At 71.6% G+C, this 22537-nt stretch carries 22 protein-coding genes; 14 read left to right on the plus strand and 8 right to left on the minus strand.

Features of this window, described 5'->3' with window-relative positions; all coding sequences use genetic code 11:
* Window positions 1–199: 199 nt before the first annotated feature.
* The 4 genes from E0W78_RS01550 to E0W78_RS01565 are packed head-to-tail and all read left to right on the plus strand — an operon-like array spanning window position 200 to window position 4362.
* On the plus strand, window positions 200–2431 hold the full coding sequence (locus E0W78_RS01550) for a carbon starvation CstA family protein (protein ID WP_131402085.1): 2232 nt from the start codon (window positions 200–202) through the stop codon (window positions 2429–2431).
* The gene (locus E0W78_RS01555) at window positions 2424–2603 is read left to right on the plus strand and encodes a YbdD/YjiX family protein (RefSeq protein WP_242686174.1); all 180 of its coding nucleotides are present in this window, start codon (window positions 2424–2426) and stop codon (window positions 2601–2603) included. Before E0W78_RS01550 ends, E0W78_RS01555 begins: the two co-directional genes overlap by 8 nt.
* Window positions 2604–2641: 38 nt before the next feature.
* Window positions 2642–3562 carry a Ppx/GppA phosphatase family protein gene (locus E0W78_RS01560; RefSeq protein WP_347559413.1) on the plus strand — a complete coding sequence of 307 codons (921 nt, stop codon included), beginning with the start codon at window positions 2642–2644 and terminating at the stop codon, window positions 3560–3562.
* Entirely contained in the window at window positions 3559–4362 is an 804-nt protein-coding gene (locus E0W78_RS01565; RefSeq protein WP_131402086.1) for a sugar phosphate isomerase/epimerase, read from the plus strand. Before E0W78_RS01560 ends, E0W78_RS01565 begins: the two co-directional genes overlap by 4 nt.
* A gap of 97 nt (window positions 4363–4459) precedes the next feature.
* Here E0W78_RS01565 and E0W78_RS01570 read toward each other — a convergent pair whose 3' ends face one another.
* The gene (locus E0W78_RS01570; RefSeq protein WP_131402087.1) at window positions 4460–5470 is read right to left on the minus strand and encodes a LacI family DNA-binding transcriptional regulator; all 1011 of its coding nucleotides are present in this window, start codon (window positions 5468–5470) and stop codon (window positions 4460–4462) included.
* 78 nt (window positions 5471–5548) lie between these two features.
* On the opposite strand from E0W78_RS01570, the gene E0W78_RS01575 reads away from it, so the two are divergent.
* The 7 genes from E0W78_RS01575 (at window position 5549) to E0W78_RS01605 (ending at window position 11755) form a co-directional block, all read left to right on the plus strand.
* Window positions 5549–6145, plus strand: coding sequence for a TRAP transporter small permease subunit (locus tag E0W78_RS01575; RefSeq protein WP_131402088.1), 597 nt, complete (start codon window positions 5549–5551; stop codon window positions 6143–6145).
* Window positions 6142–7416 (plus strand): TRAP transporter large permease, encoded by a 1275-nt coding sequence (locus tag E0W78_RS01580; protein ID WP_131402089.1) that lies wholly within the window; start codon window positions 6142–6144, stop codon window positions 7414–7416. Before E0W78_RS01575 ends, E0W78_RS01580 begins: the two co-directional genes overlap by 4 nt.
* Before the next feature lie 61 nt (window positions 7417–7477).
* Window positions 7478–8494: a DctP family TRAP transporter solute-binding subunit gene (locus tag E0W78_RS01585; RefSeq protein ID WP_131402090.1), complete on the plus strand. Its 1017-nt coding sequence runs from the start codon at window positions 7478–7480 to the stop codon at window positions 8492–8494.
* Complete coding sequence (locus tag E0W78_RS01590) at window positions 8491–9501, plus strand: phosphotriesterase-related protein (protein ID WP_165570369.1); 1011 nt, start codon at window positions 8491–8493, stop codon at window positions 9499–9501. Before E0W78_RS01585 ends, E0W78_RS01590 begins: the two co-directional genes overlap by 4 nt.
* Window positions 9498–10367: a shikimate dehydrogenase gene (locus tag E0W78_RS01595; RefSeq protein WP_131402091.1), complete on the plus strand. Its 870-nt coding sequence runs from the start codon at window positions 9498–9500 to the stop codon at window positions 10365–10367. Before E0W78_RS01590 ends, E0W78_RS01595 begins: the two co-directional genes overlap by 4 nt.
* Window positions 10368–10386: 19 nt before the next feature.
* Entirely contained in the window at window positions 10387–10845 is a 459-nt protein-coding gene (aroQ, locus tag E0W78_RS01600; RefSeq protein WP_131402092.1) for a type II 3-dehydroquinate dehydratase, read from the plus strand.
* 22 nt (window positions 10846–10867) lie between these two features.
* The gene (locus E0W78_RS01605) at window positions 10868–11755 is read left to right on the plus strand and encodes an AEC family transporter (RefSeq protein ID WP_131402093.1); all 888 of its coding nucleotides are present in this window, start codon (window positions 10868–10870) and stop codon (window positions 11753–11755) included.
* A 112-nt stretch (window positions 11756–11867) separates the two neighbouring features.
* Here E0W78_RS01605 and E0W78_RS01610 read toward each other — a convergent pair whose 3' ends face one another.
* Both E0W78_RS01610 and E0W78_RS01615 read right to left on the minus strand, forming a co-directional pair.
* The gene (locus E0W78_RS01610; RefSeq protein ID WP_131402094.1) at window positions 11868–12917 is read right to left on the minus strand and encodes a cation diffusion facilitator family transporter; all 1050 of its coding nucleotides are present in this window, start codon (window positions 12915–12917) and stop codon (window positions 11868–11870) included.
* Complete coding sequence (locus tag E0W78_RS01615; RefSeq protein WP_207392571.1) at window positions 12914–13291, minus strand: metalloregulator ArsR/SmtB family transcription factor; 378 nt, start codon at window positions 13289–13291, stop codon at window positions 12914–12916. Before E0W78_RS01615 ends, E0W78_RS01610 begins: the two co-directional genes overlap by 4 nt.
* Window positions 13292–13383: 92 nt before the next feature.
* On the opposite strand from E0W78_RS01615, the gene E0W78_RS01620 reads away from it, so the two are divergent.
* Window positions 13384–14610, plus strand: coding sequence for an MFS transporter (locus E0W78_RS01620; protein ID WP_242686175.1), 1227 nt, complete (start codon window positions 13384–13386; stop codon window positions 14608–14610).
* A gap of 152 nt (window positions 14611–14762) precedes the next feature.
* Entirely contained in the window at window positions 14763–16397 is a 1635-nt protein-coding gene (locus tag E0W78_RS01625) for a hypothetical protein (protein ID WP_131402095.1), read from the plus strand.
* 95 nt (window positions 16398–16492) lie between these two features.
* On the opposite strand, the gene E0W78_RS01630 is transcribed toward E0W78_RS01625, so the two are convergent.
* The 5 genes from E0W78_RS01630 to pcaH all read right to left on the minus strand — a co-directional run bounded on the left by E0W78_RS01630 (window position 16493) and on the right by pcaH (window position 21693).
* The gene (locus E0W78_RS01630) at window positions 16493–17809 is read right to left on the minus strand and encodes an RNA-binding domain-containing protein (protein WP_131402096.1); all 1317 of its coding nucleotides are present in this window, start codon (window positions 17807–17809) and stop codon (window positions 16493–16495) included.
* A 143-nt stretch (window positions 17810–17952) separates the two neighbouring features.
* On the minus strand, window positions 17953–19104 hold the full coding sequence (pcaC, locus tag E0W78_RS01635; RefSeq protein ID WP_131402097.1) for a 4-carboxymuconolactone decarboxylase: 1152 nt from the start codon (window positions 19102–19104) through the stop codon (window positions 17953–17955).
* On the minus strand, window positions 19101–20336 hold the full coding sequence (locus E0W78_RS01640; RefSeq protein WP_131402098.1) for a lyase family protein: 1236 nt from the start codon (window positions 20334–20336) through the stop codon (window positions 19101–19103). The genes pcaC and E0W78_RS01640 overlap by 4 nt, the downstream gene beginning before the upstream one ends.
* A gap of 17 nt (window positions 20337–20353) precedes the next feature.
* The gene (gene pcaG, locus E0W78_RS01645) at window positions 20354–20911 is read right to left on the minus strand and encodes a protocatechuate 3,4-dioxygenase subunit alpha (RefSeq protein ID WP_131402099.1); all 558 of its coding nucleotides are present in this window, start codon (window positions 20909–20911) and stop codon (window positions 20354–20356) included.
* The gene (gene pcaH / locus E0W78_RS01650) at window positions 20908–21693 is read right to left on the minus strand and encodes a protocatechuate 3,4-dioxygenase subunit beta (RefSeq protein ID WP_131402100.1); all 786 of its coding nucleotides are present in this window, start codon (window positions 21691–21693) and stop codon (window positions 20908–20910) included. Before pcaH ends, pcaG begins: the two co-directional genes overlap by 4 nt.
* 72 nt (window positions 21694–21765) lie before the next feature.
* Between pcaH and E0W78_RS01655 the strand changes: the two genes are divergently transcribed.
* Window positions 21766–22512 (plus strand): IclR family transcriptional regulator, encoded by a 747-nt coding sequence (locus E0W78_RS01655; RefSeq protein WP_131402101.1) that lies wholly within the window; start codon window positions 21766–21768, stop codon window positions 22510–22512.
* The last annotated feature ends 25 nt before the right edge of the window (window positions 22513–22537 follow it).

Here is a 22537-nt window from a genome sequence, read left to right on the forward strand (position 1 = left end):
GAAAGAACGGCGCTGGTGGCACCGAGGAAGCGGGCGCCAGGCGTGCGATGCCGTTATCTGCTCCCCACCATGGGCCCTGCGGCCCGGAATAGCAAGGGTGCGAGCCACCCCCGGCGGCCGGGCGGCTGACCCCGTCCCGGAGGATGCTGGCAGGACGGCGGCAAACCGGCCGTCGCACATCTCGGGGGTGTCGAAGAACATGTCAACGATCGACGAGAGCAGGCCGCCGGCGGCGGTGGACCCGGAGCTCCTCGACGAGCACGAGGGCCGCTGGACGCCGGTCAAGATCGCGGTCTGGGGCGCGATCGCGCTGCTCGGCGCGCTCGGCTGGGTGATGCTGGCGATCGTCCGCGGCGAGAGCGTCAACGCGATCTGGTTCGTGTTCGCCGCGGTGTGCTCCTACCTCATCGCGTACCGCTTCTACTCGCGCTTCGTCGAGGCCCGCCTGGTGCGTCCGGACGACACCCGGGCCACGCCGGCCGAGTACAAGGCGAACGGACGCGACTACGTCGCCACCGACCGCCGGGTGCTGTACGGCCACCACTTCGCCGCCATCGCCGGCGCCGGCCCGCTGGTCGGCCCCGTGCTCGCGGCGCAGATGGGCTACCTGCCGGGCACGATCTGGATCATCGTCGGCGTCATCTTCGCCGGCGCGGTGCAGGACTACCTGGTGCTGTTCTTCTCGATGCGCCGTGGCGGACGCTCGCTGGGCCAGATGGCCCGCGAGGACCTCGGCCGCGTCGGCGGCATCGCGGCCATCGTCGCGACGCTGACGATCATGGTGATCATCACCGCGATCCTCGCGCTGGTCGTCGTCAACGCCCTGGGCGAGTCTCCGTGGGGCGTCTTCTCGGTCTCCATGACCATCCCGATCGCCCTGTTCATGGGCGTGTACCTGCGCTACATCCGCCCCGGTGCGGTCATGGAGGTCTCGATCATCGGCTTCGTGCTGCTGATGGCCGCCATCGTCGCCGGTGGCTGGGTCTCGGACCAGCCCGACCTCGCGGACGTCTTCACGCTCGACCGCACCACCATCGCCTGGGCGGTCATCGTCTACGGCTTCGTCGCCGCCGTGCTGCCGGTCTGGCTGCTGCTCGCTCCGCGCGACTACCTGTCGACGTTCATGAAGATCGGCGTGGTCGTGCTGCTGGCGATCGCGATCGTCGTCGTCCGTCCCTCGGTCGAGGCGCCCGCGGTCAGCGACTTCGCCCGCACCGGCGACGGCCCGGTCTTTGCCGGCGAGCTGTTCCCGTTCCTGTTCGTGACGATCGCGTGCGGCGCGCTGTCCGGCTTCCACGCCCTCATCGCGTCCGGCACGACCCCGAAGCTGGTCGAGAAGGAGCGCCAGACGCGCTTCATCGGCTACGGCGGCATGCTCATGGAGTCGTTCGTGGCGATCATGGCGCTGGTCGCCGCGATCACCATCGACCAGGGCATCTACTACGCGATGAACGCCGCCCCCTCGGCCACCGGTGGGACGGTCGACGGTGCCGCCCAGTTCGTCAACAGCCTCGGCCTGACCGGCGTGAACGTCAGCCCGGACACGCTGCAGAGCGTCGCCAACGATGTCGGCGAGGAGACGATCGTGTCGCGCACCGGCGGCGCCCCGACCCTCGCGGTCGGCCTGGCCACCCTGCTGCACCAGCTGATCGGCGGCTCGGCTCTGATGAGCTTCTGGTACCACTTCGCGATCATGTTCGAGGCGCTGTTCATCCTCACCGCGGTGGACGCCGGCACGCGCGTCGCCCGCTTCATGCTCTCGGACTCGCTCGGCAACGTGTGGCCGCGCTTCCGTGACCCGTCCTGGCGCGTGGGCGCCTGGGGGACGACAGCGGTGATGGTCGCCGCGTGGGGCGCGATCCTGATCATGGGCGTCACCGACCCGTTGGGCGGCATCAACACCCTGTTCCCGCTGTTCGGCATCGCCAACCAGCTGCTGGCGGCGATCGCGCTGGCGATCTGCCTGACCATCGCGGCCAAGCGCGGGGCGGTGAAGGCGCTGTGGATCATCATCGTGCCGCTGGCCTTCGTCACCGTGGTCACCGTCTACGGCTCGATCCTCAAGATCTTCTCCGACGTCCCGGCCATCGGGTACTTCGCGCAGAACCAGGCCTTCCGCGAGGCACGTGACGCCGGCGAGACGAGCTTCGGCAACGCCGCGACGCCCGAGGCGATGGACGCGGTCATCCGCAACACGTACGTCCAGGGCAGCCTGTCGGTGCTGTTCGTGGTGCTGGCGATCATCGTCATCGCCACGTCGGTGCTGCGCACGGTCCAGGCCGTGCGGGCCGGCGGCGGACCGTCGACCGAGGACGAGCGGGTCGAGTCGCACATCTACGCGCCGGCCGGGCTCATCGCGACGCGACCCGAGCGCGAGCTGGAGGAGCAGTGGGCCGAGCACCGCTCCCGGGAGGTGGCCGGACGTGGTTGAGCGCGTGCGCGCGGTGGGCGCGTTCATGCGAGGGGTGCTCGGGGCCGACCGGTACGAGCACTACCTCGAGCACCACCGCGCGCACGGCTGCGGCGAGCCGATGAGCCGCCGCGAGTTCTGGCGCGACTACCACCGCTGGCAGGACGAGAACCCGCAGGGACGCTGCTGCTGACGGGCTTCCAGCGCGCCCGACTGGTGCACGGTGGAACAATGGACGTCATGCGCATGGGCGTCCTCGACATCGGGTCGAACACCGGGCACCTGCTGGTGGTGGACGCACACCGCGGCGGGCCCCCGGTGCCGGCTCACTCCTACAAGGAGCCGTTGCGCCTCGCCGAGCACCTCGACCTCGACAACGCCGTCACCGGCGCCGGGGTGGAGCGGCTGGTCAAGTACGTCGCCGCGGCGCGCGACCTGGCCGAGCAGAAGGGCTGCAAGACCCTGCTGCCGTTCGCCACGTCCGCGGTGCGCGACGCGGTCAACGCCGACGCCGTGCTCGAGCGGGTGCGTGACGAGACCGGGGTCGATCTGGAGATCCTGTCCGGCGAGGACGAGGCGCGGCTGACCTTCCTGGCCGTGCGCCGCTGGTTCGGCTGGTCGGCCGGACGCCTCGGCGTCTTCGACATCGGTGGCGGCTCGCTCGAGGTCGCCGCGGGCACCGACGAGACGCCGGACGTCGCGCAGTCCCAGCCGCTCGGCGCCGGCCGCCTGACCCGCGGCTGGATCGACTCCGGCGGCGACCTGCGCGAGCTGCAGCGTCACGTCCGGGCCACCATCGCCGACGGTGCCGGCGAGGTGCTGCGCGGCGGCCGGTTCGACCGCGCCGTCGCCACGTCCAAGACCTTCCGGTCGCTCGCCCGGATGTGCGGGGCCGTGCCGTCGTCCGAGGGCATGTACGCGCGCCGGGCGCTCGAGCGCTCGCGGCTCGTCCCGCTCCTCGGCGAGCTGGCGTCGATGACGACCGCCGAGGTCGCCACGATGCCCGGCGTCTCGGCCGACCGCGCCCACCAGATGCTGGCGGGCGCCGTCGTCGCCGACGCCGTCATGGACATCTACGAGCTCGAGACGCTCGAGATCTGCCCGTGGGCGCTGCGCGAGGGCGTCATCCTCGAGCACCTGGACCACCTGTGACCGCTCCGTCCGCCCCGCGCGTCACGCTGTCGACGTCCTCGGTCTACCCGGGCACGACCGCGAGCGCCTTCGAGGTCGCGGGCCGGCTCGGCTACGACGGCGTCGAGGTGATGGTCGGCATCGACGACGTCAGCGCCGACATCAACGCCGTCCGCGGTCTGCGTGACTACCACGGCGTCCCGGTGACGTCGGTCCATGCGCCCTGCCTACTGATCACCCAGCGGGTGTGGGGCACCGACCCGTGGGCCAAGCTCGAGCGCAGCGCCGAGATGGCCCACGCGCTCGACGCCGACGTCGTCGTCGTGCACCCGCCGTTCCGCTGGCAGCGCGACTACGGACGCCGCTTCGTCGAGGGCGTCGCCGACCTCGAGCAGCGCACCGGCATCGACTTCGCGGTCGAGAACATGTACCCCTGGCGCACCGGCAAGCGCGAGCTGCAGGCGTACGTCCCCGGCTGGGACCCGCGCGAGCAGGACTACGCGCACGTCACGATCGACCTGTCGCACACCGCGACGTCGCACAGCGACCCGCTGGCCATGGCCAAGGACCTCGGTCCCCGCCTGCGCCACGTCCACGTCGCCGATGGCAGCGGCACCGGGGCGAAGGACGAGCACCTCGTGCCCGGACGCGGCTCGCAGCCGTGCGCGGACTTCCTGTCGCAGGTCGTCGCGGCCGGCTTCGACGGCGACCTCGTCGTCGAGATCAGCACCCGCAAGGCGGGCAGCGACGCGAACCGCGAGACCGACCTGCTGGAGTCGCTGGCGTTCGTCCGGCTGCACGCCGACGCCGGCCCCGCGTGACCCTGCGTCTGCGGACGGCCACGTTCGACGAGCGCGGCCTGACGTTCCTGGGTCGCGACGGCTCGCTGACGCTGGGCCCGGACGGCGTCCGGCCCGCCTATCCCTTCGCGGGGCCGGAGGAGTCGCGCAGGACGAGGCTGGTCGGCAGCCGCTGGTGGTGCAGCGGCTCGGCGTCGTCCCGGGACGACCCGCCGCGGGGGCCCTTCAGCAGCTCGAGCAGCATCTCGACCGCGAGGCGTCCGGCGTGGGCGTCCGGACCTCCGAGCGTGGTGAGCGGCGGCTGGACGAGCTCGGCGGCGAAGATGTCGTCGAAGCCGATGACGCTGATGTCCTCGGGCACGCGGACGCCGCGGTCGGCGAGGCGGCGCATGATGCCGATGGCCAGCAGGTCGTTGTGCGCCACGAGCGCGGTCGTGCCCGACCGCAGGGCGCCGTCGGCGGCGACGCCGCCGTTCGCGACCGTCGGCGTGTACGGCCCGACCCGGCGGGCGCGCAGACCGTGCTCCTCGGCCCCGGTGCGCAGGGCGGCCCAGCGCGCGGCGCCCATCCACGAGCCCGGGGGACCGGCGCAGTACGTGAACTCGCGGTGGCCCAGCGACTCGAGGTGCTCGAGGATCTGCCGGCAGCCGGCCGCGGTGTCCATGACGACGCTCGGGATCGAGTCCAGCTCGCGGTCGACGAGCACGACGTGGTGCTGCGCCGACAGGTCACGCAGCTCCTGGTCGGGCAGGCGGCTGGCGGCCAGGATGAACCCGTCGACCGAGCGGCTCAGCCCGCGCACCTGGTCGCGCTCGATGGTCGGCGACTCCTCGGCGTTGACGATGACGAGCGTGTTCTCGGCCGCCTTCGCGCGCTGCTCGGCACCGCGGATGAGCTCGAAGAAGTGCGGGTTCGCGATGTCGGAGATGACCATCGCGATCGTCTTGTGCCGCCCGGTCTGCAGCGCCCGCGCGTGCGGGTTGGGCACGTAGCCGAGCTCGTCCGCGGCCGCCTGCACCCGCTCACGCGTGGCCGCGCCGACCCGGTCCGGACGCCCGAACGTCCGCGAGACGGTGGAGGGCGCGACGCCGGCCAGGCGGGCCACGTCGTAGATGGTCGGCTGCTGCACGCGCTCATCAAGCCACAGGAATGGCAACTTTGGCAACCGATTGCCAGGTTGCGGGAACCCTGACTACGGTCACGTGCTGTGACTCAGACCACATCCGGGACGGCCGACCGGCCGGGACCCGTCGCCCGCTTCCTCGAGGAGCCGCCACGCTGGCTGGCGGCCTTCACGAGGACGGCCACGTTCGTGGAGATGGCGCTCGGCGCCGTCTTCGTGCTGCTCATCTTCGTGCTCGTCCTGCTCCAGGCCGGCCAGCGCTACCTGCCGATCGACGGCTGGGCCTGGACCGGCGAGCTGGCCCGCTTCTCGCTCGTCTGGCTGACGTTCGTCGTCGCCGGCGTGCTGGTGACGCGCGACGCTCACGTCTCGATCGAGATGGTCGACGCCATCCCGAACCCGACGATCGTGCGCATCGCCCGGTCCGTGTCGGCGGCCATCGTCGCCGCGGTCGGCGTCGGTCTCACCGCCGCCTGCTGGGACCTCGTGCAGACTCAGGGCATCATCACGTCGCCCGCGCTGCGGATGCCGATGTCGTGGTTCTACGCGATCTCGCTCATCGGCTTCGTCAGCACGACGATCCGCGCCGCCGTCGCCTCCGTCCGGTTCGCCGTCCTCGGCGTGCCGGAGCGGACCGTCGAGGACGCCTTCGCCGACGCGACCCGGGTGGCGACCGAATGAGCCTCCTCGTCGTCTGCCTGCTGATCACGGCCCTGCTCGTCATCCGGGTCCCGATCGCCTTCGCCTTCATCGGCCCGTCGCTGGTCTACCTGCTCAGCAACGAGCAGTCGCTCGGCCTGCCGCTGCGCCTCGTCGCGCAGAGCACGGCCAGCTTCCCGCTGCTCGCGGTGCCCCTGTTCATCCTCATGGGCGCGCTGGCCAACCACGCCGGCATCGCCGACCGCCTGTTCGACTTCGCCCTGGCCCTGCTCGGACGCGTCCGCGGCAGCCTCGGCTACGTCGCGGTCGGCGTGAGCGTCGGCTTCTCCTGGATGAGCGGCTCGGCCGTCGCCGACGCCGCCGCGCTGGGCAAGGTGCAGATCCCGGCCATGCTGCGGGCGGGCTACACCCGGCCGTTCGCCCTGGGCCTGACCGGATCGTCCTCGCTCATCGCCCCGGTGATGCCGCCGAGCATCCCCGCGGTCATCTACGCCGGCCTGGCCAGCGTCTCGACCGGCGCGTTGTTCGCGGCCTCGGTCGGCCCGGCGATCCTCATGGCCGTCGGCCTGTGCCTGGTCGTGTTCCTGCTGGTGCGTCGCAACCCGAACGTCCAGAAGGCCGAGTTCAGCTGGGTCCGCGTCCGCCAGACCGGACGCCGGGTGATCCTGCCGCTGTTCGCGCCGATCATCATCCTGGGCGGCATCCTCGGCGGGTTCTTCACGCCGACGGAGGCGGCCGCCGTGGGTGCCCTCTACATCGGCATCCTGGGCTTCGTGACGCGCTCGCTGCACGTCCGCGACCTGCCGAAGGTCATCTCCGAGACGGTGCTGACCAGCGGCGCGATCATGCTGATCGTCGCCTCGGCCAACCTGCTGGGCTACATCTTCGCCCTCGAGCAGGTGCCGCAGCGGGTCTCGGAGTGGGTGCTGGGGCTGACCGACAACCCGACGGTCTTCCTGCTGCTGGTGCTCCTGCTGTCGTTCGTGCTCGGCACCGCGCTGGACGCGATCGCCGTGCTGACGCTGACCGTGCCGATCCTGCTGCCGCTCAGCGCCGCCTACGACGTCGACCCGATCGCGCTCGGCGTCCTCATGATCCTGTCGCAGATGATCGGCCTGCTCACCCCGCCGGTCGGGACGGTGATCTTCGTGCTGCAGTCGATCACCGGCGCCACCATGACCGAGGTCTTCAAGGGGTCGCTGCCGTTCCTGGCCCCGCTGGTCGCGCTGTGCCTGGCCATCATCTTCTGGCCCGACGCGATCCTCTACCTCCCCCAGAGGCTCGGGCTCTAGCCGTTCCACCCGCTCGTCACCACCCCATCGCCGACTCCGGTCGCCCCAGGAAGGAAGAACCATGAAGCTCAACCCCACCCGGCGGATCGCCGTCGCCTCGGTCCTGTGCCTCCCGCTCGCGCTCGCCGCGTGCGGCGGCGACGACTCGTCCGGAGGCGGCTCCGGCAGCGACGTCACGCTGAAGCTGGCGCACAGCTACACCGAGCAGCAGCCGCAGCACGCCTGCGGTGCGGCCACCATCAAGGAGGAGGCCGAGGGTGCGGACGTCGGCCTCACGGTCGAGATCTACCCGTCCAGCCAGCTCGGCGGCGACGCCGACCGCATCGCCTCGGTGCAGTCCGGCGACATCGACCTCGACATCCAAGGCGCCTCGGCGCTCGCCGCGGTGCACGAGCCGGTCGGCGTCCTCGACGCCGCCTACGCCTTCCCGGACGCCGAGGCGCTCGACGGCTTCATGACCGGCGACGGCGGCAGCAAGCTCAAGGACGACTTCAAGTCGGCCAGCGGCGTCACCATCGTCGGCGCCTGGTCGGCCGGTGCGCGTCAGTTCACCGCCAACAAGGCGATCCGGGAGCCCGGCGACCTCGACGGCCTGCGCATGCGCTTCCCCGGCTCGCCGCAGTTCCTGCTGAACGCCAAGGCGCTCGGCGCGGAGGCGACCGAGGTCGCGTACGAGGAGCTCTACCTGTCGCTGCAGCAGGGTGTCGTCGACGGCCAGGAGAACCCGCTGACCAACATCGACTCGCTGAACCTGGACGAGGTGCAGAAGTTCATCAGCCTCTCCGACCACCAGCTCAACAGCAACCTGGTCATCGCCGGCCCGAAGTACGACGAGCTGAGCGACGAGCAGAAGGACGCGATCACCGAGGCCGTCGACAAGGCCGTGGCGGACATGCCCGGCTGCGTCGAGGAGGCCGAGAAGAAGATCCTCGACACGTTCAAGAGCGAGGGCAAGACCGAGGTCGTCGAGGACGTCGACCGCGACGCGTTCTCGACCCAGGCCGACGCCTGGTTCCGCGAGAACCTGAAGGGCGACTCGCTGGCCGTCTACGAGTCGATCAAGGACTCGCAGAAGTGACCCACGACGGCGGTTCTCGGGACGCCGTCGTCCCCACCTACCGGGGACCCGTCCCGGCCGACGACCTCGGCTGGACGCTCACGCACGAGCACCTGTTCGTGCTGAGCCCCGAGCTCGACCGCGAGTACCCGCACCCCGAGTGGGACGCGGACCTCGCGGTCGAGCGGGCCGTCGCCGGCTTGGAGGAGCTGTGGGACCTCGGCGTCCGGACCGTCGTCGACCTGACCGTGCCCGGGCTCGGCCGCGACACGTCCCTGGTGGGACGCGTGGCCGAGCGGGTGCGGGTCAACCTGGTCGCCTCGACCGGCTGGTACGCCGACGAGGTGCTGCCGCCGTACTTCCGCACGCACGGGCCCGACCGGCTCGTCGGCGGGCCGGACCCGCTCGTGGAGATGTTCCGCCGTGACGTCACGGAGGGCATCGGCACGAGCGGGGTCCGGGCCGGGATGCTCAAGGTCGTCACCGACACCCCCGGCGTCACCCCCGACATCGCGCGGGTGATGGACGCCGCGGCCACGGTGCACCGCGAGACCGGCGTCCCGATCACGACCCACAGCAACCCGCACGAGCGCAACGGCCTGGACCAGGTCTCGTTCCTGCTCGACCGCGACGTCGACCCCACGCACGTGGTGGTCGGGCACAGCGGCGACAGCACCGACCTGGACTACCTGCTCGCGCTGCTCGACACCGGCGTCCTGCTCGGCGTCGACCGCTTCGGCATGGTCCACATGGGCAGCGACGACGCCCGGGTCGACCTGGTCGTCGAGCTCGTGCGCCGCGGGCACGCGACCCAGCTCGTCCTGTCGCACGACAGCGCCTACTTCAGCCGCGTGACGCCGCCGTCGTGGCGCCGCGAGCACACCCCCCACTGGACGCACGACCACCTGAGCCGACGGATCGTCCCGCAGCTGCTCGAGCGCGGGGTCCGTCAGGAGGACCTGGACACGATGATGATCGACAACGCCCGCCGGCTGCTGACGCCGGTCGGCGCGGGGGACCGGCGATGACCGCCGAGCCGGGGACGCGTCAGTTCCGCGTCGGGCTGCTCGGCCACGGCATCGGCCCGTCGCTCACCCCCGCGATGCACGTCCGCGAGGCCGAGCGGCTCGGGCTCGGCTACGAGTACGAGATCCTCGACCTCATCGACGAGCCCGACGTCGACCTCGGCGTGCAGCTGGAGCGGCTCGAGGCGGCCGGCTTCGACGCCACCAACGTCACGCACCCGTTCAAGCAGGACGTCCTGGCCCACGTCGACGAGGCGAGCGACGAGGTGCGGCGCATCGGTGCGGCCAACCTGGTGCTGCTGGCCGGCGGACGCCGGGTCGCGCACAACACCGACTACGCCGGCTTCCGGGCCGGGCTCGAGCGATTCCTCGGCGACCGGCCGCGGGGCACCGTGCTGCAGGTCGGCGCCGGCGGGGCCGGGCTCGCCACCGCGTGCGCGCTGCTCGACCTCGGGTTCGCCGAGGTGGTCGTCCACGACCGCAGCGAGCCGGCGGCCCAGCGGCTCGTCGAGCGGTTCGCCGACGGGTCGGGCCGCCTGCGCTCGTCCGAGGGCGACCTCGACGGCCGGCTGCCCCGGGTCGAGGGCGTCGTCCACGTGACGCCGGTCGGCATGCGCGAGCACCCCGGCGTCGCGCTGGACGTCTCGCTGCTGCCGGACGACGCCTGGCTCGCCGAGGTCGTCTACCGCCCGCTCGAGACCGAGCTCGTCCGCCAGGCGCGAGCACGGGGACTCGCCACCCTCGACGGAGGGGCGATGGCCGTCGGGCAGGCGGTCGAGAGCATCCGGCTCATCACCGGGCTGGAGCCCGACGCCGCCCGCATGCACGAGCACTTCGACCACCTGGTCGCCGGTGGCGACGCCGGCTGACCGCACGGAAGGGACCCGCATGACCGTCGTCCACGTCCTCAACGGACCGAACCTCAACCTGCTGGGCCGGCGCGAGCCGGCCGTCTACGGCCACGCCACGCTGGCCGACGTCGAGCAGCGCTGCCGCGGCTTCGCCGACGGGCTCGGGCTCGAGGTCGACTTCCGGCAGAGCAGCTCCGAGGGCGAGCTCGTCACCTGGCTGCACGAGTGCGGGGCCGAGGTCGCGGCCGGGCGCAGCGTCGGCGTGGTGCTCAACGCCGGGGCGTACACCCACACGTCCGTCGCGCTGCGCGACGCGGTGGTCGGCGCCGAGGTGCCGATGATCGAGGTGCACCTGACGAACGTCCACGCGCGCGAGGAGTTCCGCCACCACTCGTACCTGTCGGGCGTCGCGCGCGGCGTGGTCGTCGGGCTCGGTCCGCTCGGCTACGAGCTGGCGATCCGCGCGCTGCACGACGCCGCGCAGCCGGCCGCGTGAGCCGGGGAGGCGACGGCTCGGCGTGCTGACGACGCTGAGCGGGCTGGCCCCGGTCCTGGCCGGGCTGTTCTGCGGCTGGTGGCTGCGGCAGGCCGGCGTCGCGCGGGAGGCGGACGGACGCTTCCTGCTGCTGCTCAACCTCTACGTCTGCATGCCCGCACTCATCCTGCGGTCGCTGACGGACGTCGAGCTGACCCGCGACATCGTCGTGTTCCCGGCGGCCGCGGTCGTCATGGTCGCCCTCGGGTACGTGGCCGGACGCGTCGCCGCGCGCGGGCGTGACCGCTCCGAGGCGACCGTCGTCGTCATGTCGCTCATGGTGGTCAACGCCGCCTTCGCGCTGCCCTTCGTCGACGCGGCGTACGGCGCTGCCGGGGTGGCGCGCCTGGCCGCGTTCGACGCGGTGCACAGCCTGCTCGTCCTCACCGTCGTCCACCTGCTCGCCGCCCGGTCGAGCCCGGCCCGGGGGTCGGAGTCGGCGACCCTCGCGGTGCTGAAGACCCCGCCGCTCTACGCCACGGTCGTCGGCATCGGGCTCAGCCTGGCCGGGCGCGAGCTGCCCGGGGCCGTGGACGACCTGACGGCCTTCTTCGCGTCGGCCAGCCCGATGCTCGTCGCGGTGGGGGCGGGGGTGATGTTCCGCCCGACCCGGCGCCTGCTCGGCGCGGCCGGACGCCTCGGCCTCGTCCGCGTCATGCTCGGGCTCGTCGTGGCGACCGCGATCGTCCTGGCCCTCGGCCTCGACGGGGTGGACGCCGGCGTGCTCGTGCTGCTGGGCGCGGCCCCGGTCGGCTTCGTGGTGGTGACCTTCTCGGCCCGTCACGAGCTCGACACGGACCTGGCCAGCCAGGCCCTCGTCGGCTCCATCCTGCTCAGCACCCTGGTGGCCACCGGCATCGTCCTGTGGTGAGGGACGAGGTGCGTCCGGGTGCAGCACGGCCCTCGCGCTCCCCGTCAGGCCGGCGTCATCGGCCGGGGCGCCCGAGCGACTCCTCCGCGGTCCGACGGCGGGGCCAGGTTCGTCACGAGCCGGAGCCGGGCCGTTCCGCACGACTCGGGCTGGCCTGCACGCGGACGCGCGCGTCGGTGAGCTTGGGCAGGGCCAGACGCCAGGCGTGCTCGCAGTCGTCCGCGAGCCGGAGGACCTGCTCGGCGGACGGACGGCCGGCGATGGTGATCGTGGCGTCACCGAACAGCTGGTGTCCGACCCACCGCAGGCGTGTCTCGGGGATTTTGGCGACGCCGTCGACGGCGAGCAGGGTCCGGCGTGACCTCTCGACCAGGACCGGGTCGACGCCGTCGAGCAGGCGCCGGAACACGTCCCGTGCTGCCGAGCGGAGCACGGTGAGGATCGCGACAGTGATGAGCAGGCCCACCAGCGGGTCCGCGAGCGGGAACCCGAGGAGCACGCCGATCGCGCCGACCGCCACGGCGAGCGACGTGAAGCCGTCGGTGCGGGCGTGGAGCCCGTCCGCGACGAGTGCCGCCGAGCCGATCCTGCGGCCCACCCGGATCCGGTAGATCGCCGCGAACTCGTTGCCGGCGAACCCGACCACGCCGGCGGCCAGCACCACCCACGGGTGCGTCACGGTCTGCGGGTCGATCAACCGACGGACCGACTCGACCCCGGCGACAAGGGCCGACAGCGCGATCATGAGCACGATGAACAGGCCCGCCACGTCCTCGGCCTTGCCGAACCCGTAGGTGTAGCGAGCGGTCGCGGGCCGGCGGACCAGGACGAACGCGATCCACAACGGGACTGCGGTCAGCGCGTCGGAGAAGTTGTGGACCGTGTCGGCCAGCAGGGCCACCGATCCCGTCAGGACGACGATGGCGGCCTGCACGATCGCGGTCAGGCCCAGGGCCACGAGGCTGATCTTCAGTGCTCGGATGCCCTCGCGGCTCGACTCCAGCGCGTCGTCGATCGAGTCGGCGGTGTCGTGGCTGTGCGGAGCGAAGATCGACGCCACCAGTCCGCGGAGCCCGGTGTGGTGCTGGTGGCCGTCGTGCTCGTGGGGATGCGGGTGCTCGTCGGCATGGACGTGCGAGTGCCCCGCGTGGCCGCCGGTCATCGCTGTTCCCCGACCTCGAGATGCGCGGGGGCGTCGCCCGCGTGGTGCGCGGGGACCCGGTCTCCCTGGTGCTCGGCGTGGTGCACGCCCTCCACGACGAGACGCCGGGCGTGGTCGCTGTCGAGCCGGTACAGGATCGACACGCCGTCCCGACGCGTCTGGACGAGTCGAGCGAGACGCAGCTTCGCCAGGTGCTGAGAGACCGAGGTCGCCGACTTGTCGACGGCGGCAGCCAGGTCGTTGACCGACATCTCCGGCCGCTGGGTCAGGCACCACAGGAGTCGCAGGCGGGTGCCGTCCGAGAGCATCCGGAACACCTCGACCGCGAGGTCCACCTCGTCGGCGGACGGCATCGGCTGCATATCTTCACTCATGCGCAGATAATAGTCCATGATGGACGCGGGACGGTCTCGCTCCGGGGAGCGGTCTCCGGAACACGTGCCCCCTCGTGCCAGACTCACGCCTCGTGACGTCACCGCACCCCGGCACCTGGAGTCCTTGGCGCAGCGTGGTCGTGTTCGGCCTGGTCAGCCTGGCGGCGGACATGGCCTACGAGGGCATGCGCGCCATGGCCGGACCGTTGCTCGGCTCGCTGGGTGCGTCCGCGCTCGTCGTCGGCGTCGTCACCGGGACGGGCGAGGCGCTGGCGCTCGTGCTCCGCCTGTTCACCGGGTCGTGGGCCGACCGCGGGAACCGGCACTGGCCGCTCACGATCGTCGGGTACGGGATGACGGCGGTGTGCGTCCCGCTGCTCGCGCTCACGCCCTTCCTCGGTGCCGCCGGCCTGGGCGTGGCCATCACCCTCATCCTGCTCGAGCGGACGGGCAAGGCCGTGCGGAGCCCGGCGAAGTCCGCGCTGCTGGCCCAGATGGCTCCGGAGGGTGGCCGGGGCAAGGGCTTCGGCGTGCACAAGGCGCTGGACCAGGTCGGCGCCTTCAGCGGCCCGCTGCTGCTCGCCGCGGTGGCGGCCGCGACGGGCCTAATCTGGCCCGGCTTCGCGCTGCTCGCCGTCCCGGGCGCGGCCGCGATGGTGCTGCTGCTCTGGCTGCGCCGGCACACGACGGCCGGGACGGACGTGGACGACGTCCCCGCCGGCCCGCCACGGGGTCGGGCGGCGGACCTGCGCGCCGCCGTCCTCGGCAGCGAGCTGCCCCGGGCGTTCCACCTGTTCTCGCTGTCCTCGGCCCTGACCACGGCCGGGCTCATGACGTTCGGCGTGATCTCGTACCGGCTCGTGGAGGACGACCTGGTGTCCGTCGCCGCCGTGCCCCTCGTGTACGCCGTGGCGATGGCCGTCGCCGCGGTGGCGGCCCTGGCCAACGGTGCCGCGTTCGACCGGCGGGGCGGGCGGACGCTGCTGGTCGTCCCGGTCCTCGTCACTGTCGTCCCGTGGCTCGTCCTCGGTGGGAGCCTGGCGGTCGTGCTCGCGGGCATCGTGGTGTGGGGCGTCGCGATGGGCATCCAGGACTCGACCGTCAAGGCGTACGTCGCCGACCTCGTGCCGACCCGCCGCCGAGCGACGGCCTACGGCGTGTTCGCGGCGGTGCAGGGCCTCGGCGCCCTCGTGGGCGGGACGCTCGCCGGCGCCCTCGTGACGAACCACGCCACCGCGCTGTCGGTCGTCCTGGGCGTCCTGCAGCTGGCGGCGCTGGGCCTGCTGCTCCGCGCCACGGCGGCGGTGCCGGCGCGCTAGCCGGGTGCCGAGCGGGCGGGCATCGCGGCGATCGCGGGCGCCTTGTCGGACGTCCGTCCGACCGCCGGGCCTGGGACGTGTCGAGCAGCGCCGGGTGAGCAGACAGACGTGAGATGGTTCGGATGAACTGCGTGATCGCGAGGGGGACGATTGTGGACACCAAGATCTTGCTGAGCGCGCTCCAGGAGGTCGAGAAGCGCGCCGAGCGGGTCAGCGAGGACGACGTGCTCGCCACTTACGTCAATGTCGAATCGCTGACCGCTGCACTAAGCGCGCGGGACAACGGCATCATCTTTGGCCGCCGGGGCACCGGCAAGACCCACGCATTGAAGTATGTCGCCCAAACGGAGCGCGAGAAGGGCAACCGGGTCGTCTTCATAGACATGGAGCAGGACGTCGGCTCCACTGAGGGCCGCTACGCCGACCCAAACCTGAGCATCAGCGAACGGGCGACCCGGCTCGTGGTCGACGTGCTGAGCATCGTTCATACTCAACTGCTCGAAGCCGCATTCGCGGGCGACATCAGGGTGCAGATCGACGTGCTCGACCGAATGCTGGACCATTTCCGGGAGGTGTTGGTCGCTCAAGAGACTGAGCACGAGGACACTCAAACCGACCGGTCAGCGCGGGGATCCACGACCAACGCCGGGGTCCGATGGGCTGGGGGGATGCCGGCGTTGAGACTCGGCGAGGGCGCGACGCGCGAGACGGCCCACGAGGAGGGCGTTCGGACGAGACAGACCGGCGTGGTCCGGCACCGGATCCACTTCGGGGGAGTCATCCAGTCGATGCGTCAAGCCATCGAGGCCGACGATGCCAGTCGATTCTGGCTGCTCATCGATGAGTGGAGCGGCATCCCCATCGATCTCCAGCCGTACGTCGCCGAAATGCTCCGTCGGTTGTTCTTCGGCATTCCAAAGGTGTCGGTGCGCATCGCCGCTATCCCGCACCGCTCGGAGTGGCGCATCGCGGGCGAGCGCGGCGACTACATCGGAGCGGAGGTCGGGGCCGAACTGTTCCCGTTGCTCGACCTCGACGAGTTCGTGGTGTTCCCCGCCCGGAGCCGTGAGGAGCAGGCGCAGAGGTCTCTGTCGTTCTTTCGAGCCTTATTGTTCCGTCATATCTCGACTGCCGTGGTTGGGATGGGCGAAGAGCCGCCCGAGTCCGAGGCGGACCTGATCGGCTCGCTGTTCACCCAGGTCACCTCGCTGCAGGAGGTTATCCGAGCGGCTGAGGGTGTGCCCCGTGACGCGCTCAGCATCGTCGGTAGGGCGGGACTTCGCGCCGGCGGCTCCAAGATCGCTGTGGCGCACGTTCGTGAGTCGGCTTCCCAGCTCTACACCACCACCAAAGCAGCGCAGCTGAATGGCATTCCCATTGCACGGGCCTTGCTCGACCGCATTCTGAGCGACGTCATCTCTGGTCGAAAGGCGCGAGCGTTCCTGATTAAGCAGGACCAGACTCAGGACCCCCTCGTGCAGCAGCTGGTGGACGATCGGATTCTGCACATCATCAAGCGGGGGTGGTCGGGTAAGGACAACCCCGGCGAGCGGTATGACGTTCTCCAGATCGATTACGGCTGCTACGTGCACCTGCTCGGCACGAATGCCGCACCCCAGAGCCTGCTCGGGGGTGACGACGAGGACGAGTTCTCCGCCGTTGTGGGTGATGTCGAGGTGCCGGATGAGGACTATCGCGCTATCCGTCGCGCGATCCTCGACCTGCCGACCATGCTTGCGGACATCGATGGCGACACTGGCGGACACCCCACTCCCAGCGCGGACTAGGCCCGGCACACTCAACGGGGGCGATACTGGTGGCGGCGACGGCAGTTCCGACGTGAGTATTGTCGCCGCGTCCTTCGGCGACGAGCGTTCTCGGCTCAGGGCCCGAAGATCTCTGCCTGTTGGTCGAGATAGACCTGATCAGGAACGTTCAGGCCGAACTTCTGGAGTATTCCCTGCGCCAGGTTAACGCCGGCCTGTCGAGGGGAGGTGACGAGTTCAGCAGCCGGCACAGTCAGACGGGTGGAGAACGCCTGCGAGCTGGCGACGTAGGGGCCGAAGATTGGCCGCCTCCAGTCCGATACCAACTCGCGTCCGCCGACTCCTTCGAGGTGGACCTCGAACTCGATCGACTCGACATCCAAGCTAGTCGTTAGGCGAGCCCCCAGTTCGGCGACTTCGACCAAATAGAGGAGGACATCCCAGACGGCGACTACGCCGGTGGCGCCGGGGGCTGTCGACTCGACGTCATCGAGCTTCCGTAAGTCCGTCGCTATCGCACGCCGCTGCAGGAATTGGCCGCTCTGGAAGAAGCGCCACGCTTCCAGGTGAGGGACGTTGCGACCCTCAATGTCTTGCCCGATCCACGAGTCGTGACGAGCGATCCCACGGCGAGCGTCGATAAATGGGACGGGCCAGCCGCGCATGCTCACCGCCCGTCGTTCGATGAACTCGAGCAAGTCGCCCGCCTGTAGGCGCTCCCGCTCGTAGGGAAGGGGCCGAATGGCGACGTCGAAGAAGCAGACTGGGCGGTCGGGGTCGACCAACGTCCCTGCTGACGGCGAATCGAAGACGGACCCGTCCGCCCACGCCTGTGTGCGCTCGTCGTCGAACAAGGCCGACGGCGTCGGGGGCGGGGTGCCCAGCAATGGCACGCCAGCTGCGCCGGCGCGCCGGAGGAACTCGCGAATCCCCTTATCCACTCCTAGGTCTAGTAACTCGCGCATCTCAGCTGCTGAAGGGACAGGTATCGACTGGGGCTTGCCCCGCGTGCGTACATAGGTTGCTCCGTCCTGGAGGACGTCGGGGAAGGTCTTCTTGCACACGTAGATGGATGTCTCGAACTCATGAACGTCGAGAACCGCGACGTGCGCTCCGTTAGAAAGTTCCACGACCCGGAGGTCGAACGTCGCCGGTGGGTCGATGTAGCGGGCCAGGGCCGCGCTCACCGTGTCGTAGTCACCCCAGGACTTCCGCGCCGCCTCGTCCAGGCCAGGCATCATCTGGGCGATTTGATCGTCGGCGATGCCAATGCAGACGACTCCCCCATCCCGAAGGTTTCCCATCGCCATAACCGCCCGCGCGACTCGCGCAGCGAACGCCTTGTCGCTTACGAGGCCCGGCCCCTTTACCTCGAGGCGCCGCTGCTCATGGCCGAGCGCAAGCAAGCTCTCGAGTGCATCGAGCTCAATCATGGACGGCACGCTATGGCAATCCAGCCGAGAGTGCGTTGGCTCTAGCAAGGATTGTCCCGGATTGGTACCGACCTCTGCTCGCATTCTCCTAGGCAGAAAATGATCTTCTGTCGGGTTCCGGCGGGGACGGGACCGCGCTGCTCCTACTCCTCGTCGGCGAGGGCCTGGGTGGCGATGCGGAAGGCGGTGTTGGCCGCGGGGACGCCGCAGTAGATCGCGGTCTGCAGCAGCACCTCCTTGATCTCGTCCACGCTCAAGCCGTTGCGGCGGGCGGCGCGCACGTGCATCGCCAGCTCCTCGTGGTGGCCGAGCGCGACGAGCGCGGTCATGGTGATGAGCGAGCGGTCGCGGCGCTCCAGGCCGGGTCGGGTCCAGATCTCGCCCCAGGCGTAGCGCGTGATCATGTCCTGGAACTCGCGCGTCAGGTCGGTGATGCCGGCGTTGGCCCGGTCGACGTGCGCGTCGCCCAGCACCGCGCGGCGCACCGTCATGCCGGACGCGTGACGGTCCGCGTCCGTGGTCTGCAGGTGGACCTGCAGCAGCGCAGCGACGGCGTCGGGGTTCTCGGCCGGGGCCAGGTGGGCGACGTCGTCGAGCACGACGAGGCGTCCGGCCTGGACGCCGTCGGCGATCTCGGCCAGGGACGCGGGCGGGGTGGGCTGGTCGAGGGCGCCGGCCACCGCCAGCACCGGGGCGGCGATCTCGCCGAGCCGGTCGCGGACGTCGAACGCGGCCAGCGCCTCGCAGGCGAGTGCGTAGCCCTCGGCGTCCGCCTCCTGCAGCGAGTGCAGCACGGCCGTCGCCCGCTCGGGCTGGCGCTCGATGAACCCGGGGGCGAACCAGCGCTTGGCCGAGCCCTCGACCATGCGCGGGGTGCCGGACGCGCGCACCTGCTCGGCGCGCTCGGCCCACGACTCCTGGGTGCCGATCTTCGCGCCGGTGCACAGCGCGGCGGCGGACGTCACGCGGTCCGGGGCGTCGAGCAGCAGCTGCAGGCCGACGGCGCCGCCCAGCGAGTCGCCCGCGTAGGCGAACCGGGCGCCGGGACCGGCGGCGCGGTCGACGACGTCCAGCACCGCGGCGGTCAGGTCGGCCACCGAGAACGAGCCCGCGGGAGCCTCGGAACGTCCGTGGCCCGGCAGGTCCCAGCCGACCAGGTGGAACGAGTCGGCCAGGCGCGAGACGACCGGGGCCCACAGCGCCTCGACCGACGTGCCCAGCGACGGACCCAGCACCAGCAGCGGTCCGGACCCGGGCTCGCTCAGCTGGACGGCGGTCAGGCGCAGGTCGGTCACGAGGTCTCCTGGAGGTAGGTGGTCGCGGTGGCGAGGGCGCGCTCGACCAGCAGGTCGGTCGCGCCGGCGTAGGTGGGGGAGGGGTCGCGGTCGAGCAGCCCGGCGATCGAGCGCTGCTCGGCGAGCAGCGCGTCGCCGGCCTCAGCCAGGTTGGCGGCCATGGCCTCGGCGTCCACGCGCAGCCCGGACAGCAGGGTCCGGGCCTGGACGGACGCGGTGACGGTGCGGCGGGCGAGCGTGCGCAGCGTCGCCCACTCCGCGTGCCACGAGCCGTCGGGACGCTCGTCGACGCTCAGCGCGGACGCGGTGTGCAGCGTCGCGGCCAGCGGGGGAGCGGCGATCGCCGCCCGGCGCAGCAGCACCGACAGCACCGGGTTCTGCTTGTGCGGCATGGTCGAGGACCCGCCGCCGGTGGCCTCGTGGAGCTCGCCGACCTCCGGACGCGCGAGGGTCGCGACGTCGGTCGCGATGCGCCCCCAGGCGTCCGTGCAGGTGACGAGCGCGTCGCCGATCGCCGTGACCCGGCCCCGGCTGGTGTGCCAAGGCGCGACCGGCACGAGCCCGAGCCGGTCGGCGAACGTCTCGACCAGCGCGAGCGAGCGTCCGGCCGGGTCGGGGTCGTCCTGCAGCGCCGCCAGCTCGGACGACGCGGCCAGCGAGCCCGCCGCCCCGCCCACCTGCACGGCGGCGGAGGCATCCACGGCGGCCAGTCCGCGGCCCGCGGCCACGACCGACTCGAGCCAGGTCGCGGCCTTGAGCCCGAACGTGATGGGGACGGCCTGCTGGGTGAGCGTGCGGGCCGCGACCGGCGTCGCCCGGTGCTCCCGCACCAGCGTCGCCAGCGCCTCGACCTGCCCGCGGGTCTCGGCCAGCACCCGCTCGGACGCGTCGCCGGCCAGCAGGACGAGCGCGGTGTCGAGCACGTCCTGGCTGGTGAGCCCGCGGTGCATCCAGCGCGCGGCCGCGGTGTTGCGCGGCTCGACCCGCGCGCGCAGCAGCTTCAGCAGCCCGATGACCGGGTTGCCGCCGGACTCGGCGCCCGCTGCCACCTCGGCGACGTCGTCGGGCCCGACGAGTCCGTCGAGGTCGTCCGCGGCGTCGGCCGGCACGAGCCGGTGCTCGACGAGGGTCGCCAGCCACGCCGCCTCGACCCGCACCATGGCGGACAGGAAGGCGGGCTCGGAGAACAGGTCGCCGGCGTGCTCGTCACCGGGCCAGAACAGGTCGGCCATGAGGACAGTCTGCTGGCTCAGTGGCCGGGGTACGTGAGGAAGACGGTCTCGTCGTCGCCCTGCAGCCGGACGTCGAACCGGAAGCCGGTCTCCTCGCGGGTGGTCAGCAGCGTCGCGCGACGCTCGTCCGGCAGCGACGTCAGCAGCGCGTCGTCGGCGACCGAGCCGTCGGCGGCGGTCACGTAGGCGCGGGTGAACAGCCGGTTCAGCAGACCGCGGGCGTACACGGCGACGGCGAAGAACGCCGGCTTGCCGGGCTCGGTCGGCCCGGGCTCGAGCGTCGTGAACGAGTAGTGGCCGGTCGCGTCCGTGGCGGCGCGGCCGAAGCCGGTGAACGTCCACGGGTCGCGGTGCAGCGAGCCGGGCTCCTGCACGACGCGTCCCTGGGGGTCGGCCTGCCACAGCTCGAGCAGCGCGTCCGGGATCGGGACGCCGGCGCCGTCGGTGACGGTGCCGTGCAGCCGGATCGCGCCCTCGCGGCCCACCGGCACGAGCAGGTCGGAGCCTTCGTAGGGCAGCGCGTAGTGGAAGAACGGTCCGACCGTCTGGCCGGGCGTCGCGACGAGCTTGCTCATGCCTGCTCCTCCTCTTCCATCCACGTGCGGTGGCTGCCGGTGAGCACGATGTCCCAGCGGTAGCCGGTGGACCACTCGTGCGAGGTGACGTCGTGGTCGTAGGTCGCGACGAGCCGGTCGCGCGCCTTCTGGTCGGTGATCGACTGGTAGATCGGGTCCAGCGAGAACAGCGGGTCGCCCGGGAAGTACATCTGGGTGACCATCCGCTGCGTGAAGTCGGTGCCGAACAGCGAGAAGTGGATGTGCGCCGGACGCCACGCGTTGTGGTGGTTCTTCCACGGGTACGGGCCGGGCTTGATCGTCTGGAAGCGGTACGAGCCGTCCGGGCCGGTCAGGCAGCGGCCGACGCCGGTGAAGTTCGGGTCGATCGGCGCGGGGTGCTGGTCGCGCTTGTGGATGTAGCGTCCGGCCGCGTTGGCCTGCCAGATCTCCACCAGCTGGCCGGCGACCGGACGTCCGTCGCCGTCGACGACGCGTCCGGTCACGGTGATGCGCTCACCGATCGGCTCGCCGTTGGGCTGCATCGTCAGGTCCGACTCGAGCGGGCTCACGTCGCGGTGCCCGAACGCCGGCGACCACAGCTCGATCTCCTCCGGATCGGTGTGGTGCAGGCTCTTCGTCGGGTGGCGCAGCAGGCTGCTGCGGTACGGCGGGAAGTCCAGCCGGGGCTGGGTCTCCTCGACGCCGGAGGCCTCGTAGTCCTTGGCGACGGCGGCGATCTCCGCGTCGATCTCGGCCTGCGAGGCGGCGGCCGCGTCAGGATCGGTCGGGACGGTGCTCATGGGCCGACGGTACGGACGTGGCCCAGGTCACGGCCAGGGTAGGCTTCCGGTGGACGGAAGGAACGGGACCCGATGAGCGAGCGACCAGCAGGACCCAGCGTCACGTCGCGGGCGCTGGCGCTGCTGGGTTCGTTCGACGCCGAGCACCGTCGCCTCACCCTCACCGAGATGGCGTCCCGGGCGGACGTCCCGCTGTCGACCGCGCACCGGCTCGTCGGCGAGCTGCAGGAGTGGGGCGCGGTCGAGCGGCGTCCCGACGGCGCGTACGTCGTCGGCCGCCGGCTGTGGGACGTCGGCCTGCTCGCACCACTGCAGAGCGGGCTGCGCGAGGCGGCGTCGCCGTTCCTGTCCGACGTCCACGCCGCCACCCGCGCGACCGTCCACCTGGCGGTGCGCGAGGGCACCGAGGTGCTCTACGTCGACCGGCTCATGGGCACCGCGTCGCTGCCCATCGTCAGCCGCGTCGGCTCGCGCCTGCCGATGCACTGCACCGGCGTCGGCAAGGTGCTGCTGGCTCACGCGCCCGAGCCCGTGCGGGCCGCGGCGATGGAGCACCTGGTGCGCATGACGCCGTACACGATCACCCAGCCGCGCATCCTGGCCGAGCAGCTCGAGCGGGCGCGCCGGCAGGGCTACGCGACGACCGCGGAGGAGATGACCCTCGGCGCCGGCTCCATCGCGGTGCCGGTGCTGCGCGGGGGCGAGGTCGTGGCCGCGCTCGGGGTGGTCGTCGCCGACACCCGACGCGGCCGCGCCGGCCTGGTCGCCGCGCTGCGCGTCGCGTCCCAGGGCGTCACGCGCACCCTCGAACGTCCCTGAACCGCCGAGACGTCAGGCGTTGCGG

The organism is Aeromicrobium sp. IC_218, from assembly GCF_004336805.1.
Lineage (GTDB): Bacteria > Actinomycetota > Actinomycetes > Propionibacteriales > Nocardioidaceae > Aeromicrobium.